This window comes from Achromobacter sp. (assembly GCF_049647645.1).
Classification (GTDB): domain Bacteria; phylum Pseudomonadota; class Gammaproteobacteria; order Burkholderiales; family Burkholderiaceae_B; genus Achromobacter.
The window spans coordinates 96,065-112,151 of record NZ_JBARYB010000209.1; the positions used below are offsets into that span (position 1 = coordinate 96,065).

Annotated in this window: 18 protein-coding genes; all 18 read left to right on the top strand. The window is 61.2% G+C overall.

The genetic code is table 11. The features are described from left to right. Positions 1 to 3 precede the first annotated feature (3 nt). The gene (locus WBB14_RS23845; RefSeq protein ID WP_280026934.1) at positions 4 to 621 is read left to right on the top strand and encodes a TrbM/KikA/MpfK family conjugal transfer protein; all 618 of its coding nucleotides are present in this window, start codon (positions 4 to 6) and stop codon (positions 619 to 621) included. A gap of 3 nt (positions 622 to 624) precedes the next feature. Then, complete coding sequence (locus WBB14_RS23850; protein ID WP_280026935.1) at positions 625 to 1,290, top strand: lytic transglycosylase domain-containing protein; 666 nt, start codon at positions 625 to 627, stop codon at positions 1,288 to 1,290. 108 nt (positions 1,291 to 1,398) lie between these two features. Next, positions 1,399 to 1,725, top strand: a complete 327-nt coding sequence (locus tag WBB14_RS23855) for a TrbC/VirB2 family protein (RefSeq protein WP_280026936.1) — start codon at positions 1,399 to 1,401, stop codon at positions 1,723 to 1,725. Position 1,726: 1 nt separating this feature from the next. Next, positions 1,727 to 2,128 carry a type IV secretion system protein VirB3 gene (locus WBB14_RS23860; protein ID WP_424242027.1) on the top strand — a complete coding sequence of 134 codons (402 nt, stop codon included), beginning with the start codon at positions 1,727 to 1,729 and terminating at the stop codon, positions 2,126 to 2,128. Continuing rightward, positions 2,125 to 4,584 (top strand): VirB4 family type IV secretion/conjugal transfer ATPase, encoded by a 2,460-nt coding sequence (locus tag WBB14_RS23865; protein WP_280026937.1) that lies wholly within the window; start codon positions 2,125 to 2,127, stop codon positions 4,582 to 4,584. Before WBB14_RS23860 ends, WBB14_RS23865 begins: the two co-directional genes overlap by 4 nt. Before the next feature lie 2 nt (positions 4,585 to 4,586). Then, positions 4,587 to 5,336 (top strand): P-type DNA transfer protein VirB5, encoded by a 750-nt coding sequence (virB5, locus tag WBB14_RS23870; RefSeq protein ID WP_280026938.1) that lies wholly within the window; start codon positions 4,587 to 4,589, stop codon positions 5,334 to 5,336. After that, the gene (locus WBB14_RS23875; RefSeq protein WP_280026939.1) at positions 5,336 to 6,229 is read left to right on the top strand and encodes a type IV secretion system protein; all 894 of its coding nucleotides are present in this window, start codon (positions 5,336 to 5,338) and stop codon (positions 6,227 to 6,229) included. The genes virB5 and WBB14_RS23875 overlap by 1 nt, the downstream gene beginning before the upstream one ends. Positions 6,230 to 6,286: 57 nt before the next feature. Next, positions 6,287 to 6,613 (top strand): hypothetical protein, encoded by a 327-nt coding sequence (locus WBB14_RS23880; RefSeq protein WP_280026940.1) that lies wholly within the window; start codon positions 6,287 to 6,289, stop codon positions 6,611 to 6,613. Between the two features lie 244 nt (positions 6,614 to 6,857). After that, positions 6,858 to 7,553, top strand: coding sequence for a virB8 family protein (locus tag WBB14_RS23885; RefSeq protein WP_280026941.1), 696 nt, complete (start codon positions 6,858 to 6,860; stop codon positions 7,551 to 7,553). Positions 7,554 to 7,558: 5 nt separating this feature from the next. After that, positions 7,559 to 8,146 (top strand): hypothetical protein, encoded by a 588-nt coding sequence (locus WBB14_RS23890; protein WP_280026942.1) that lies wholly within the window; start codon positions 7,559 to 7,561, stop codon positions 8,144 to 8,146. After that, positions 8,143 to 8,961 (top strand): TrbG/VirB9 family P-type conjugative transfer protein, encoded by an 819-nt coding sequence (locus WBB14_RS23895; protein WP_280026943.1) that lies wholly within the window; start codon positions 8,143 to 8,145, stop codon positions 8,959 to 8,961. Before WBB14_RS23890 ends, WBB14_RS23895 begins: the two co-directional genes overlap by 4 nt. Beyond that, a complete protein-coding gene (gene virB10 / locus WBB14_RS23900) occupies positions 8,958 to 10,124 on the top strand; it encodes a type IV secretion system protein VirB10 (protein ID WP_280026944.1) in 1,167 nt (388 codons plus the stop codon). Before WBB14_RS23895 ends, virB10 begins: the two co-directional genes overlap by 4 nt. 115 nt (positions 10,125 to 10,239) lie before the next feature. Further along, on the top strand, positions 10,240 to 11,259 hold the full coding sequence (gene virB11 / locus WBB14_RS23905) for a P-type DNA transfer ATPase VirB11 (protein WP_280026945.1): 1,020 nt from the start codon (positions 10,240 to 10,242) through the stop codon (positions 11,257 to 11,259). A gap of 293 nt (positions 11,260 to 11,552) precedes the next feature. Continuing rightward, a complete protein-coding gene (locus tag WBB14_RS23910; RefSeq protein ID WP_046804256.1) occupies positions 11,553 to 11,822 on the top strand; it encodes a hypothetical protein in 270 nt (89 codons plus the stop codon). A gap of 64 nt (positions 11,823 to 11,886) precedes the next feature. Continuing rightward, complete coding sequence (locus WBB14_RS23915; RefSeq protein WP_280026946.1) at positions 11,887 to 12,936, top strand: helix-turn-helix domain-containing protein; 1,050 nt, start codon at positions 11,887 to 11,889, stop codon at positions 12,934 to 12,936. Positions 12,937 to 13,672: 736 nt separating this feature from the next. Then, positions 13,673 to 14,554, top strand: coding sequence for a KfrB domain-containing protein (locus WBB14_RS23920; protein WP_050449396.1), 882 nt, complete (start codon positions 13,673 to 13,675; stop codon positions 14,552 to 14,554). Between the two features lie 40 nt (positions 14,555 to 14,594). After that, complete coding sequence (locus WBB14_RS23925) at positions 14,595 to 15,026, top strand: hypothetical protein (protein WP_050449395.1); 432 nt, start codon at positions 14,595 to 14,597, stop codon at positions 15,024 to 15,026. 10 nt (positions 15,027 to 15,036) lie between these two features. After that, on the top strand, positions 15,037 to 15,744 hold the full coding sequence (stbB, locus tag WBB14_RS23930) for a StbB family protein (RefSeq protein ID WP_050449393.1): 708 nt from the start codon (positions 15,037 to 15,039) through the stop codon (positions 15,742 to 15,744). The last annotated feature ends 343 nt before the right edge of the window (positions 15,745 to 16,087 follow it).

Genomic DNA, 16,087 nt, shown 5'->3' on the forward strand with positions numbered 1-16,087 from the left:
AATATGCGGTCCTTTCGCCGCCTGCTGACAATATTCCTCGTAGCGCTCTACCCTGCGCTTCCTTCGTTTGCGACCGCGCAGGGGATTGGTGACTTCGATCTGCTTGAAGGTGACAAGAGGCTTGCCTGCGAGGCCCTGATTTGCCTCTCCAGCGGGCATCGGCCATCGGCATGCGATCCTGCACTGTCGCACTTCTACGGCATCAAGAAGAAGAAGCTCTCGGACACCCTGGATGCACGGCATGACTTTTTGTCGCTATGTCCGTCATCCGACCAAACCAAAGAAATGGCATCTCTTGCCGATGCGATTGCACGCGGCGCGGGCCGCTGCGATGCGGCCGCTTTGAACGCGGGACTCGGTGCGTGGCGGGGCACGAGCGACGATGGTTACCCGATCATCAGCAACAAGCGACCGGGGTACTGCAGCGTCTACGCCTCGCACGAATACACCGCCTTTGACGACGACCTACCCCGCTATGTGGGCACGCCTGAAGAGCGCGGTTACTGGGTCGAAGCGAAGGACTATGACCGTGAACTGGCCAAGTACGAGAAGGAACTGGCCGAACGCAAGGAGCGCGAGCAGAACGCTCACAGTCCTGGCTTCGGCATGGTGGGGAATTGACCGATGGACTTCCCTACCCTCGCCAGGCAGTGTGCGCCCGACGTGCACATCAGTACGCTCAGCGCTGTGGTCCGTCACGAGTCCGCCTTCAATCCTCTCGCCATTGGCGTCAACGCCAAGCCCCATGTAAGCATCCGCCCGAAATCCAAAGAGGAGGCAATCCAGGCGGTGCGCGATCTGATGGCTAAAGGTGTGGACTTCGACGTCGGCTACGGCCAGATCAACGTGCGGAACTGGAAGTGGCTCGGTGTCACACCCGAGAGCATCTTCGACCCGTGCGTCAACCTCGCATCTGCCCAGCGCGTCCTCGTCGATTGCTACAAGCGAGCGGCCAAGCTGCACGGCCCAGGACAGAACGCGCTGTATGCGGCATTCAGTTGCTACAACACGGGCAACCTGACCTCGGGCTTCAGGAATGGGTATGTCGGCAAGGTCATCGCCGGCGCTGGCCTGGCGGTACCGGCCATCGTGAAGGAGGGCGGCGCGCCCGCCAATGCTGACACCAAGACGCGTAGCCCCCCGCTTCCGAAGCCGTCCAAACCCGATGCCTTTCAGAAGCCCCGCGACGACGCTTTTGTGGCGCCCCGCAAAGACGCATTCGAACCGCGCCCAGATGCCATATTCGGCAGGCCGATCCCAACGCCGTCCTCGCGCCTGCCGGCGCAGTAGAAGCGCACCCCTCGCCAGTGTTTAGCCGCTAAAAACCGGCCCTCTCATCTTCCTCAACGAATGCCGCCCCGCTTATCGGCCGGGTGGCGTCACCCATTGGAGTTTCAAATGACCGCAGCATCCAATATCTCCCCTGTCGACTCGCAGGCCAAGAGCCGCCGCACGCTTGTCGCCCTGGCATACGCGACCCTTGCGGTGCTCCTCCTGCTGCAACCGGAACTGGCGATGGCGCAGTTCGAGAAGGCCACCACTGCAGTGCAGAAAGTCAAAGACTGGCTGTGGCTCATCATCCCCGTCATCGGTCTTGTCTCGGCCGGCATTATCGGCATCCTTTACTCGTTCGACGTGATTCGCAAGGAAACCGCCTATCAGTGGGCGGTCGGCATCTGCTTCGCTGGCGCCATCGCCGGGGGCATCATCAAGCTGCTGTTCTGACATGGCGGCCGCATCAAAGCAAAAGGCCAAAGCTCCCGCCGTCGCGGTGCCAGCGGCGGTCGGGTCGCACGTCCCCCCCAATCGCTTTCCGCTTTTCAAAGGGGCGACCCGGGCTGCAACTGTTCCCGGAGGGGTTCCCACTCGCGCGTTTGCGGGTCTGGTCTTTCTGACCGTCACCGCCGCCTCGTTCACGCTGTGGGGCTGGCTGCTCTTTCCCATCCTTTACCCGGTGATGGCCATTCTGAGTCGCAATGATGACCGAGCCTTCTGGATCTGGGAGCTTTGGGTCAAGACCAAGTTCTTGGCTAAGAACAAGCGCTTTTGGGGAGCGATATCCCTCACTCCAACACCCTACAGCCGGCGGCGCCCATGGGCCCTCTGGCTCGGAGTTCACGACAGATGAAACAACAATCCATCGTCGCGCTGCCGGCGTACGAGCCGGCGGTCAGCACGTACGTTCCCTACTCCCATCACGTCACGCCCACCATCATCGCGACCCGCAACTGGGAGTACCTTTCGGTCTGGCGAATCGACGGACGCACCTTTCAAGGCTACAGCGACGAGGAGCACTGCCGCTGGGTCGAGGAACTCAACAACGTGTTCCGGAGCTTTCCGACGGGTTTCGGGATCTGGTCACACCTTGTCCGTCGCAGGGTCTTCGAGTATCCCGAAAGCGACTATCCGGACGCCTTCTCACGCGATCACGATGCAGCCTATCGAAAAGTCTTCGCCGGCAAGCCGCCGATGATCAATGAGATGTACCTGACCGTGATCATGCGTGCGCAGATCGATCCCGCCCTGCGCTTGCTGTCAAATTTCGAAAAGCGCACCGCGCGCTCGGCGCTAGCCTGGCAGAACCAGGCGATTGAGCAGCTCGATGACGTCAACCGCAAGCTTCGCGGGTCGCTCAAGCGCTATTCGCCGGAACTGCTATCCATTGTCGAGCGGGAATCTCCGGACGACCTGGGCGGCGAGCAGGGTCCGCGCCGGAAATCGCGGTTCTCGGAACCGGCCGAATTCCTCGGCTTTCTGCTCAACGGCAAGATGCAGTCGGTGCCGCTGGTGAACGCGCGCTTATACAACTATCTGCCCACCAGCCGTCAGTTCTTCTCCACGCATGGCGAACTCGCCGAGATGCGGGGGCCTGACTGGACGCGCCGCTACGTGATGCTAGAGCTTCGGGAATACTCCAACAACACCAAAGCCGGCCACCTGAACTGCCTGCTCAACCAGCCGCACGAGTTTGTGCTGTCGCAGTCCTTTGGCGCGATGTCAAAACCCGATGGGCTGAAAGCGCTGTCACGCCAGATCAAGTGGCTGGAAGACTCTGGCGACTACTCGGCGTCCCAGATCGAAGATCTGAAGAAAGCCCGCGACGAACTGGCCGCGGGTCGCTTCGTCATGGGTGACCACCACGCCACAATCCAGGTGTTCGGCGAAGACAGCGAGGGCGCCCTACGGGCTGCTGCGAGTATCAGCGGTGCGCTGGCTGACGAAGAGATCATCGGTCGCCTGTGTGATCGCTCATCCTTGGCCGCGTGGGCCGCCCAGTTCCCGGGCAACTGGAAATGGCGCCCTCGCCCAGCGCCGATTACCTCGCTGAACTTCCTGAGCTTCTCCTCGATGCACAACTACCTGTTCGGAAAGCCGTCGGGCAATCCCTGGGGGCCTGCGGTCACGATGCTCAAGACGACGGGCGGCACGCCTTACTACTTGAACTTCCACGCCTCGCTCGAGGACGTCGACGAGACAGGTAAGCGCCGGCTCGGCAACACGTCCATCATCGGACAGTCCGGCGCGGGCAAGACGGTCCTCTTGGGTCATCTGATCACGCAGGCTCGCAAATTCGACTACACGGGCATCGTCTTCGACAAAGACCGCGGCATGCAGGTGACTGTCATGGCGATGGGCGGCAAGTACTTCCCGCTGCGCCTGGGCGTAAGAACCGGCTGGAACTACCTGCAACTGCCAGACACCGCTTCAAACGTCGCGTTCATGGCCAGCATGACCAAGCTCTTGGGGGCAAATGGCGAGGACCCCCCCACTGCTTCCGAGCAGAAGCAGATCGCCAAGGCCGTCGACCACCTCGTGAAGCACATCGACCTGGAGGATCGATCCCTGTCCAACTTGGTTAATTTTCTCCCCGCCGCGCCGGCACCTGAAGGTCAACTGAGCCTGAAAGACCGCCTCAAACGCTGGTGCACGGGTGGCGAGTACGGTTGGATGTTCGACAACCCCAAAGACGAACTAGACCTGGCGGAAAATAACCTCTTTGGCTTTGATCTAACGGAGTTCCTCGAACAAGGCACGATCCGCGACGCGGCAATAACGTACTTGCTTTATCGAACGGACCAGATGATGGATGGGCGGCGAATCGCCCTTTTCTTTGACGAAGTTCAGCACCCTCTGAAAGTGCCCTACTTTCAGGCGTCGATGCAGGACGCCAGCCGCACGGTCCGTAAGAAAAACGGCGTCCTGGTCTTCGCGACGCAGGAGCCCGCCGCGATCCTGGAGAACCCTGTGGGTCGCTCGCTTATTCAGCAGTCCGCGACCGCCATGTTTCTCGAGAATCCCAAGGCCACTGCTGAGGACTACATCGACGGATTCAAGCTATCTCCCGCTGTCTTCAAGATGGTCAAGGATCTGCCGCCGTTCAGCCGCCAGTTCGTCGTCAAACAAAACGAGTCTGCCGTCACGGCCGAACTGGACCTCGCCTCATGTCCCGAAGCGCTGCTAGTGTTCTCCGGATCCGAAGACCTGGCCGAAATCGCCGAAGCGGCAGTTGCCAAGCATGGTGACGATCCCGCCCTCTGGCTGCCCTACTACCTCAAGCTCGCCCAAGAGGCGACAAGGAGCTGATCATGTCTCAGACGCACACCCCCAACCACCGCCAAAATCACGCCCAGCGCGCGCGGTTTACCGCACTCCTGGCTGCTGTCCTTCTCTCCAACTCCCTGACACCTGTCCACGCGAGTGGCATCCCGGTCGTGGACGCAGCGAGCATCATGGACCGCGCTCTTAAGCACGCCGAGACGCTGGCGAAATACGCCGAGCAAATCGAGGTCCTCAGGAACCAGCTCGAGAGCCAAAAGCGCCAGCTCGAAGCGCTCACTGGCACCCGGAACTTGGGCGACATCCTGAACAACCCCGCGATCCGCGATGCGCTGCCAGCCGATGCCCGGGAAATCCTGCGCGCCTCCAACGGGGGGCTGGGGGGGATCTCGGACGTGGTGGAGCGCATTGAGCGTGAAGAACGGTTGACGGGCAACTACGAACAGGACAAAACGAATCTGGACGCCCGCGCCGAAAAGCTCGCCGTTCGCAGCCAGGCGATGATGGAGCAGACCCAGAAGGCGATGACTGCGCGCGTCAAACAGGTGGACCAGCTCCAGGCCAAGATCAATCAGGCCCAGGATCCGAAGGCCATCGCTGACCTGCAGGCCCGGCTGCTCGTCGAGCAGGCGAACATCCACGCCGACCAAACCCGGGCGGACATGCTCACCCGCCAGATTGAGGCCGAGCAAGCCCTGATGGAGCAGCAGGCCGAAAAGCTGGCAGACAGTTCCTTCAGTCTCAGCGCAATTCGTGCGCCGCTTCCTGGAGCGAGATAATGGCCACCACCGCGGTCAGTCTGGCCAGTCTCGGTGGGATCGCAAACTGGATCGACCAGTCGGTGACGAAGATGCTAACGAGCGTCATCACGCCAATGGTCGCGTCCGTCACCGCGAAGCTATTGCCGTTCGTGTCCGTTTCTCTGTCGGTCGCGCTGGTCTGGTACGGGTGGCTCATCAGCTCGGGCGCCATTCAAACGCCGGTCCTCCACGCATGTCGGCGAGTTGTCAACATAGCGATCATCGTGAGCATCGCCAGCGCAAATGGGCTGTACCAACAGCAGATCGTCGGTGTCATGCTCGACTTACCCACCTCCGTGGCTCAACTGTTCACGGGCACCGTCAAAACTCCATCGGAAATGATGGACGACGCGGCGAACAATGGCGCAGAAATCGGCACACGGTTGCAGGACCGCGCACCAAGCGGCCTCAAGAAGATCGCGCAGGCCTTTGTCTTTGTGGTTGTCTCGGTCATCATCACCATTATCTCAGCGGTCATGAGCGCGATCGGCATGCTCGTGCTGATCACGGTGAAGGTGGGAATGGGTTTAGTCGTTGTACTAGGACCGCTTTGCATATTGGCGCTGCTGTTCGACCAAACGAAGGACTTCTTCAAAGCGTGGGTAGGTCAGGCTGTCTACTATGCCATCTATGCTGGTCTTTTCATGGTGGTCTTCATGTTCATCATGGGAATGTTCGGTATGTTGCAACAAGGGTTGATTGATCTAACGAAGGCAGACCAGATCAATATTTTCTCCATGCTTACTGCGATTGTTTTCTTCATGATGTGTTCAAAGTTCATGCTAGAACAGGTTTCCGTAGTTGCCACTAAGATAAGCGGAGGCGGCAGTGGAGGCGGGATTTCAGTTCCCTTCGTTGGGAAGATTGGCTAACATTAAATCTCGAATAGCCGTCCTCCCTGCCAAGCACTAAGAATCGCGAGGATTAAGATGGATCCGTTGAAGCCGCTGGGAAAGGCCCTTTCTCAGAACCCCTTGCTGGGCAATAACGTGCCGTTATCTGCACCGCTCGGCGTTGCCCCCGAGCAGCCGATTTCTGCATTCCAATGGATGAGCCTAGCTAAGGCGACGTGGACTTGGATTCTGCGTCCCATCTGGTACCTGTGCTTCCAATGGCCCGTGCAGCTGTTGGGCATGGGTATGGCCACACAAAAAGGTGGACGCGACGACAGACGTTCGAATTGGCAAAGAGACCATGAACGCCAATTGCACGAAAACAGGATTGCCGAATGGAGGCGCAACACTAGGCAAGATTGACTCGGCATATCTGTCGTTGGCCTCCGGCCCGCCGACACCTTAGTATTTAAAGCACAGGGCACAGCAATCGCTGTGCCTTTCTTATTGCGCTGCGTATTAGCCAGCGCCGTCTGATTTAAATCCCCTAGTCTCTTCGGAGAACCGATGAAGCACGCCATTCAGGCCGCGCTTGCCGCGGCACGCACTTTCACGCCCGTACGAAACGTGCGGCCCCTTAATCTCGTTCGGCAATCGGAGGACCAACATGTCCTTTGAAGATCCGAAGCTTTCGCTTCAGCAAGAGCTGGACAGAAACCGGAGCCTGGACCAGGACTTCCTGACGGAGATCCTTACCTCCAGATCAAAAGCATGGCGCGTGGCAGTTGGCGCATTCGTGCTGGCGTTCCTGGCGGTCGGCGCCCTGGCCTCACTGTTGCTGAGCTACACGCCCCAGCCACCTTATGTCGTGCGGGTCAACGATGCGACAGGTGAGGTCGAAAACGTATCCCGGCTCGGCGACGCACAGGAGGACTATGGCCCTCGGATCGCGCGCTACTTCGTCACTCAGTACGTGTTGTCCTGCGAAGGCTACGACTGGCGCACCCTGCAAAACATGTACGACCGCTGTGGGCTGTTCAGCTCGCCGGACGTGCAACAGCAGTACCACGCCAAGTTTGAAGACGACCCCAGGACTGGCCGTGAAGCCCTCGACAAAAAGTACGGGGAACACACCCGCCTAATCATTAATGTCCGATCGATCACTCCGGGCCCCAACCAGACCGCCACGGTCCGGTTCACGCGAAGCGAGATGGGCCCGCAGCGCTCCCCCAACACCGAGCAGTTCATCGCCACCATCGCCTACAGGTTTGTCAACGCACCGATGCCGGAAAGCGTGATTCGTGACAACCCGTTGGGCTTTCAAGTCATTTCCTACTCGACCGCTGTCGAAACGCTGAGGTAATCGTCATGCAAAAAGCACAAATCAACGAACTCGCCCGCCGCCTCGAAGATGCAGGACGCATGAGCAACGCAGAGCGCACGGCACTGCTGCGCGACATCGAACGGTACGCGAAGAGCGATCTCTACGGCGCCGCGCGGCTCTGCAAGGACCATCTCCGCAAGGACGCGAACCTTCGTCTTCCCACACCCGTCTTGGCGGCAGATCGTATCGGCAAGCACTTTGAAGAGCGCATCCGTGAGGCGCGCCGGCCGGTGGAGCTGTACGGTGAGCAAGACCGGCAAATCCGTCAGCCGGAAGATGGGCGCGAGTACAAAGGCCCGATCGTTGGTACGACGCCAAACTGCTTGATCCAGCGTGACAACGAAACGGGGGACCTCATCGTCCATGCCCGCAACACGCTGAACCGATCCTTTGAGATGAGCGGCAAGGAAGAGGCGCTCGCCATCAGCTACCCCTTCAAAGCGGTAGGCGGCGTGGGCCTAGTGCGCGACGCTGACCACGACAAGCAAGCAGAGATGGGGATGGACCATCAACATACGCACCAGTCGGCGCGCCAACGTGAGAGCAACCTCGAGATGGGACACGCCCGATGAACATCCGCTTCAGGCCTTTGGCCGTGGCGGTGCTGTCGGTCGCGCTTTGCGCGGCCGCAGCGCCGGCCTGGTCGCTTGACCGACCTGCAGCTTCGCCCAAGGATCAGCGTATCCGCTGGACGGACTATGACGCCGCCGACGTCATTCAGGTCGACACCACCCTAGGCGTCGCGACGCAAATTCAGCTCAATGATGACGAGGACTATGTGACCCATGCCTTTGGCGACTCGGCCGCGTACGACTTCCAGCAGGTGGGCAAGCACCTCTTGCTAAAGCCCATCGTCGAGCAAGCGGACACCAACCTCCTCTACATCACCACCAAGCGGAACTACTCGTTCCTGCTGAAATATGAGAAGGCGCGTAAGAGCGGCGGCGTCTTTCGTGTGGTGCTGCGGTATCCCGAGCTCGAGCAGGCGAAGTCTGCAGCCCAGGAAGCGCGCGACCGCGTGCAGCGCGATCTGGCCACCGCCGACGTCGCGATCAACTGGCAGGCCTACTCGATGAGCGGCGATACCAGCTTGGCGCCGACCGCCGCATGGGATGACGGCGCACAAACTTGGCTTCGATTCGCGCCTGGTCAGGACCTGCCCGCGATCTATTTCGTGGACGCGGACGGCCAGGAGGTGATTGTGAACCGGCATATGGAGGACGAGCAGACCGTTGTGCTCCACCGGGTCGCCAAGCGCTGGCACTTGCGTATGGGCAACCAGGTCTTGGCCGTTCACAACGACGGACCGCCTGTTGCACGCAGCCTGGCCACCGGAACCGTCTCACCGCAGGTCGAGCGTGTCGTTCGTGAGGAAACTGCGCCATGAGACTTTTCAAAAGGCGAAAAAAACCCGGTCAAACCATTGACGCTGTGGCTGAGATCGAGGAATACCGGGCGCATATCGAAGGCCGCGGTCGCCCGGACCTTTCGGGCACTGCCAAGCCCATGCAACAGGGGGCCAAAGCCTTCATGTGGCTCATCACGTTGATGGCGTTGATGGTGATCGCCACGATGGGTTGGCGAGCATTCAATACGCCTGCCGCCGAAGAGGCCGCACCGGCGATGCAAGCCAAGATCGAGAACGTGCTTCCCGGTCTGAAGCTCCGCCCCGATCCACCACCACCCCCGCCAGCCCCGCCAGAGCCGCCTGAATCGGCGCCCAAGGTGCCCGGGCCGGAAGGCAAGGCGGAGCAGAAAGGCACGCTTTCAAACCTGGCAGAGACCGTTGCTGTCGATGCTGTCACACAACGACGCCTTAGCAGCGGGCTGCGAAACAGCAAGGGAGAGGGGGGCCAGTCCTCTGCTCAGCAAAGCTCATCCCAGCCGGAGCCTCGCGAAGCGGACAGCGGCCCGATGGCCGGCAAGCTCACCCCTATGAAGCTCTCCGCTTCTCGGGCTGGCCTGGTTGGCAATCGAGACATGTTGATCACGCAAGGATCAATGATCGATTGTGTGCAGGAAACCAAGCTCGTGACTGCGCAGGCGGGCATGCTCAGCTGCTTTGCGCCGCACGATATCCGCTCGACGAGCGGCCGCGTGGTCCTGATCGACAAGGGGACGCGATTCATCGGCTATCAGCAAGGTGTATTGGCACAAGGCCAGCCGCGTGTCGGCGTAGTGTGGTCACGTCTCGAAACTCCCAAGGGCGTCGTCATCCAGCTAGATTCTCCGGGCACGGGCCCCCTGGGTGAGGCAGGCTTGGATGGCTTCATCGACACGCACTTCGCTGAGCGATTCGGCGGGGCCATCATGATCAGCTTGATCAGCGATTTGGGTACTTGGGCAACCTCGCGTGGCAGCAGCGACAACAGCCAGGTCCAGTTCAATACCACGGGCGAGGCGGCCACAAACGCAGTAACCACCGTGCTCGACAACACCATCAACATCCCGCCGACGCTTTACCGCAACCAGGGCGGCCGGCTGGGAATTTATGTCGCTCGAGATCTGGACTTCAGCTCGGTCTACACGCTCAGATCCGTCGCTCGGTAGCAGCGCGGTCGCGCGCCGCTAATGACGCCTCGCGCACAGACACCTCTTACTCGACCAAGCGCCTGGCCCCCTGACCATTCGGTCGCGGGGCCAGCGTTCATTGACTAGGCATCCCATGAAAGATTCTCACAACGCATCGCCCATCGACTCGGGCGGTCGTGACACCGCGTTACGCCAGATGATGCGACCCATCTCCGGCTACATGGCAGATGACGCCGTACGCGAGATCACCATTACGCGGCCTGGCGTGATTTTTACGCGCTCTCACGGGCAATGGCACGAACGCCATGATCCGAAGCTGACGTTCAGCTTCCTGGAAGCGCTGGTGTCGGCCATGGCCAGCTATAACAACGTCAACTTCAGCCCCATCATGTCGCTGCTGTTACCCGACGGTGAGCGCGCTCAGGTGGCCCAGCCGCCGGCCGTGATCGACGGCACGCTTTCGATCAACATTCGCAAGCACAGCAGCGTCGTGAAGACCTTGGACGAGCTGGCCGCCGAAGGAGCCTTTGCTAACTGGGTCGATGTGAGCGGCCCCATGGGTGGCGCCGGCAATCTGACCGAGCACGACAAGGAATTGCTCGACCTCATGAAGGCAGGGGACATCCTTCAGTTTCTTCGACGCGCAGTCATTCAATGCCGCAACATCATTGTCGCGGGCAAGACCGGCTCAGGAAAGACGACGTTTGCACGCAGTCTCATTGACTGCGTGCCGTTCTTCGAACGGCTCTTGACCATCGAGGATGTGCACGAACTCTTCCTGCCAAACCATCCCAACCGCGTGCACATGATCTACGGCAAAGGTGCTGGCCGGATGTCGGCCACAGAGTGCATCGAGGCCACCATGCGCAGCTCGCCCGATCGGATCTTCCTGTCCGAACTGCGCGGCCCCGAAGCGTGGGACTACCTGAACGCTTTGAACACAGGCCACCCTGGATCAGTGACGACCACCCACGCTAACAGTGCGCGCGATACGTTTGAGCGCGTTGCGCTTCTCGTGAAACAGTCCGCGGCCGGCAACCAGATGGATATCGACACGATTCGGCGCTACCTTTTTTCCACGCTGGACATTTCGCTGTACTTCGCCAACTACAAGCTCACTCAGGTCTATTTCAACCCTGGGCGCGTGCAATGAGCACGCTTGTAGAAGTCGAACTTCCGTTTATATCGCCGGTAGGACTGCCAGGTGTTCTGCGGCTCCGCCACGAATGCAGCAAGGGAAACACGGCACTCCTTTCCATGGAGTGCCGTGAGATGCTTGGCGGGCCGCTTGGATCCGCACCTCTTACCACTGCCGACATGCACCGGCTTGTAGACGGGTTGATGGACGCGATCCACGCCATCGAACGACAAGAGCGGCTGTAAATCAAATTTGGCCGCCGGCGGCCGACCGCAGCGTCCCGCCGTCAATTCCTCCCGGAGACTTCCATGACCCGAGCGAACCGCCAACGCGGCGCGCAGGAAGCACGCACCCGCATGGCTTACAAGATCATGCAAAGCGTCTTCGAACGCTGCCGCGCCGAAGGCCTCAGCGCCGAACAAACCCACCAAGCAATCAAGGACGCCTACCCCTGGGGTGAGCGCCGCGCGTGGCCATACAAGGCCTGGCTGATGGCCCGCCGCGAATTCTATGAAGCACACGGCCTGCCCCTGCGGGCACGCCGCACCATCGCTGAATCACTGGAGACGGACTCGTGACCGGCACGCTGTACCAGCAAGACCCATTACCCGGTAATAACTCGCAGCAACGCAAGGGGCGAACATGAGCGTCGAAGCATCCAAATGGGCCAGAATGGCCGACGTCCAGAAATCCTCATCCAAGCTCGTGTTGCTGAACCTGGCACAGCTCGTTCGTTACGATGCCGACCACTGGACGGTTTTCGCATCGATCGACTACCTGGCCAAGGTCACACATCTAAATCGCAAGACGGTCATCGAAGCCCTTGGCCGCCTTCGCGACTTGGGCGCGATCCAGGACACAGGGCGACGTGCAGGCGACAACCGTAGCAGCATCATTTATCGCTTGTGCCCGAATGCGGTCCCTCTGATCGACCTTGCGGCTACGGGCGCCGTCGCTGGCGGCGAATCGCAGGCAGCGCAGCAAGCCCTGGCGCTGCAGGACGGCTTTGAGGTTGACGATGGAAACGCGCCGCCGGCATCTCCGGCCGACGACCGCGAGACGAATGCCAACCCAAGCGGGCCGTCAGAGCGGGGGGGGGCCACAGTTGATGAGTTGCTGTCTCTTCCCAAGGGGGACGCACCTTCGCCGCACTGCGGCGGGACGGGCAGGAGTTTTCATTCAGTGGGCGAATCAACCGAAGCAACGGGGGCTGGCTTCGCAGCTGCATGCTTTCCCACTTCCCCTGCCGCAGGGCACAGGCCTGCCAGCAAGGCGCCCAGGGGAGCCAAGCGAAAGGGCCGAAAGCGCCCGCCCGAAGCGCGCGGTGCCGGCGCTGGCCCGACCAGACTTCCAGCGAGCTGGAGCCTGCCGGAACAGTGGCGAAGTTGGACGCAGGAGCAGCGGCCGCTTTGGACGCAGGAGAAGATCGACGCCATGGCCGCCACCTTCAGCGCCTACATGCGGTCCAGGCCCGGAGAACTGGGCATGTCACCCGACTGGTTCGAGTCATGGCGGCTCTGGGTTTTCCGGGAACGCGACGCCGGCGAGACGGCGGGCATTGCCTGGCAGAACAGTTGGACCGGCATCGTAGCCACCGGCAAGAAGCTCGGCGTTGAGCAGGCTCCGAACGAGCCGCCGCCCCATTTCAAGGCGCGCGTATTCCTCGCCGCCGGACTCGTGCCGTCCCATTAAAAGTTGTCCACAGCCTGGACCCATATCGGGACCAGTCCCAGTTTTGGGCCTAGCCCGAAAAGTGTTTTTGCCCGTCCCAATTTGTTCGTTCGCCAGTACCGAAAACGGCTTTTTGCCAGTACCGAAAACGGTACCCAATAGGTATATATAGGTTTTATAGGTTTTAGAGAGAGTCGCGCGCGAGGCGCTGGCTCGTCGCGAACGCCGATCCGCCTACCCTCCGGTCGCTACGCTCCCTCCGCCCCGCCGCCTGCGGCGCCGGCCTGAACCCCTTAGCTTGAGTCCCCCTCCCCGCCGGCGCAATGCGCCGCCAGGCGGGGGAAAGGCATCCCCCCGGGCGTCGCGGGCCGTTGGCCTCGCCCCGCCCCGAGCGCCACGACCTGCCTGCTGAACACCGTCAACGCCACACCACCGCTGCAGCCCTCCGAGGCTGCGCCGGTGTCTGCCGTCCGGGAGAAAAGGTCCGTCCCCTTCCCGGCGAATCCGCCGGGTGGGGATCGGCAGGCCCCAAAAGCGCGGGGGCTGCTGCCCCCCTGGCCGGCCGCCTGGCGGCGTCCGCGCTTCCGACCCCCCGGGGAACCGCAACGGTTCCCCCGCGCCCGCCCACGGGCGCGGCTCCCCCTCCTTCAACCCCACGGTTCTCCAGCAGGAGGGACGCCACCGCCAGCGTCAACTTAACCCCACGACAGTGCGCGGCCTGGACCGTTTCGCACCATCACACATCCGAGGAAATCCCATGAAAATCTCCGACTGGAAAACCAAAGTCCTGTCGCTATTTCGCCCTGCCCAGCACGATCACGCGCCCGTTCTAAACGGCCCGCGCACCCTCGCCGCCATCGCCGACCGCAAGCCGGTCGGAATCACGGTCATCAGCACCGGCGAGCGATTCGTCCATGCCCCCTCGCTCGAGGACGCCGTCGTCGATCCGCGCTACTGGTCGCCCGACTCGTATCACGACGACCTCGAACGCGCCGCGGCCGATGGGCTCAAGCGCTGGAACGGCAATTCCGTGCGCGACATTGACACGGAACGCTTCTACGACCATCCGCATCTCGAGACGCACACGGCACTGCAGGGCAGCGTGCCCAAGCAGGCACGCGCCGAGCGCTGGAACCCTGCGCCGCAAGACCCTGGCTACCGGTCCAGCATCACGGTGCTTGCCGTCGACCAGCTGGGCGAGGCTCTCGTCAAGGAATACGTGGTGGACGATGCTCGCAATGCTGAAGGCTGGTCCTATTCCGTCATGTCCGCCGACCGAGCCGCCCAGCTCCTGCTGGAATACGGCGCGGCCGCAGACCTGACGCTCGGTGCGGCCGAGCGCCTCCAGAACGGAAACGAGTTCGTGCAGGCACCCAACATCGGTGCGACTTATCGCGGTGAGATCCTCTCCATCGAGGGCGACACGGCCTATCAAAGAGCAGGGCAAGGAATGCCAGTCGCCCACTGGCTCGGAGCATTAGCCGTCACGAACCCGCAGCAGTACGTGGGCAAGGAAGTCGAGATTAGCTACCCGTGCGGCAAGGTCGGCCTTTTGCGCCAGGTCGACGCCTTGGCGCTCGACCCGACCGCATTGCAGAAGCCGGGTGCTGAAAAGTCCGCAGGCGCCTTCGAGCGCTAGGCAAGCCTCCTGAACACCAGCAACGGTGTAGCGATTCATCATGGAAAAAAAACACACATCGCAGCCCGACGTGCAGCCCGCCGCAGTTCAGCGGCTAAACAACCTGGGGGCAATGAGCCGCAGGCCAAAGCTGCGCGCGTTGCTTCCCACACTGGACGTCCTGCAAAGACAGGGCGTTCCGTACAGCGAGATAGCTGAGGCGCTTGCCATCGAAGGGCACGTACTGAAGGCAGAGTCTGTTCGGAAGGCCCTGATCCGCTGGAGAAAACGTCAGATCGGCCCGGACTCCGCCACCCCGGCGCCGATGAACTCTGAAGCAAACCATGCCTCCGGCGCCCAATCGTCCTCCAGCCCCCAACCGAAGCAGCCCGTGACGCCGGCGATCACAAGCAAGGCAGATCTTGTACGGCTTCGCAAAACCTCCGATCACATTGATCTCGATGAACTGGCCGAACTCGGCCGAAGAAAATAGGAACTCTCGCATGAAGATCGCAACCGTCAACTATTCCGGCTCCGTCGGAAAGACCGTCACGACCAGCCACCTCTTGGCTCCCCGCATCCCGGACGCCGAAATCATCGCCGTTGAATCCACCAACGAAAGCGCTGCGGACCTCGGCCTCAATGTCGAACAGATGCGCGGCGGGCAGTTCGGCCGGCTCTTCCGCAAGCTGCTCATGACCGATACCGCAATCGTCGACGTCGGCGCATCGAACATCGAGGACTTCCTCGCCGAGCTGGTGAAGTACGACCAGGCACACCTGGAAATTGATTACTACGTCCTGCCCGTGGTCGCTTCGGGCAAGGCGCAGCGCGAGACCATCAAAACAATCGAGATGCTCGCGCAGATGGGAGTGCCGGCAGAACGCATACGGGTACTTTTCAACCGCGTCGATTCCGACGTTCGTGAGGAGTTCGCCGCCATCTTTGGATACGCCCAGCAGTCCGGAGACTTCCGGGCCAATCCGGAAGCAGCGATCTTTGAAAACGAGGTATTCGATCTCCTGGCCAACAAGCGCACCACGATCAGAGAGATCCTTGCCGATCCGCGTAACTACCGTCAGGAACTGCGCGAAGCTGATCGCCACGACGCCAAGCTCATCAGCCACCTCAGTGACATGCACTCCCTGCAGTCGCTCGCGCGTCCTGTTGACCTGCAACTGGACAAGGCATTCGACGCTCTCTTCATGTAGGAAGCACTGTGACCGCAAATCCGCCCGAAAGCTCGGCCTCCTCCTCTGCTATCCCCCGCAGCAGGATGGAGCTTTTATACCGCGACATGCTGCAGGAGAGCGCTCAACTTGTCGGACTAATGGAGCAGCTGACAGCACGGCAGGAGGGAATCGCCCAGGCGATGCTGGCCCTGCCAGCCACCGTGCGCCAAGCAGGCATGGAAGCGGCGGTCAATGCCGGTGGCCAAGCTGCCCGATCACTTCTTGAGGCAAGCCGCACACTGGCAAAGTCCACCTCAGATGCACGTATCGCGACGCGCGTTGCAACCCGAGCATTGCCCGCAGCGGCGTGGCGAGCTGGCGT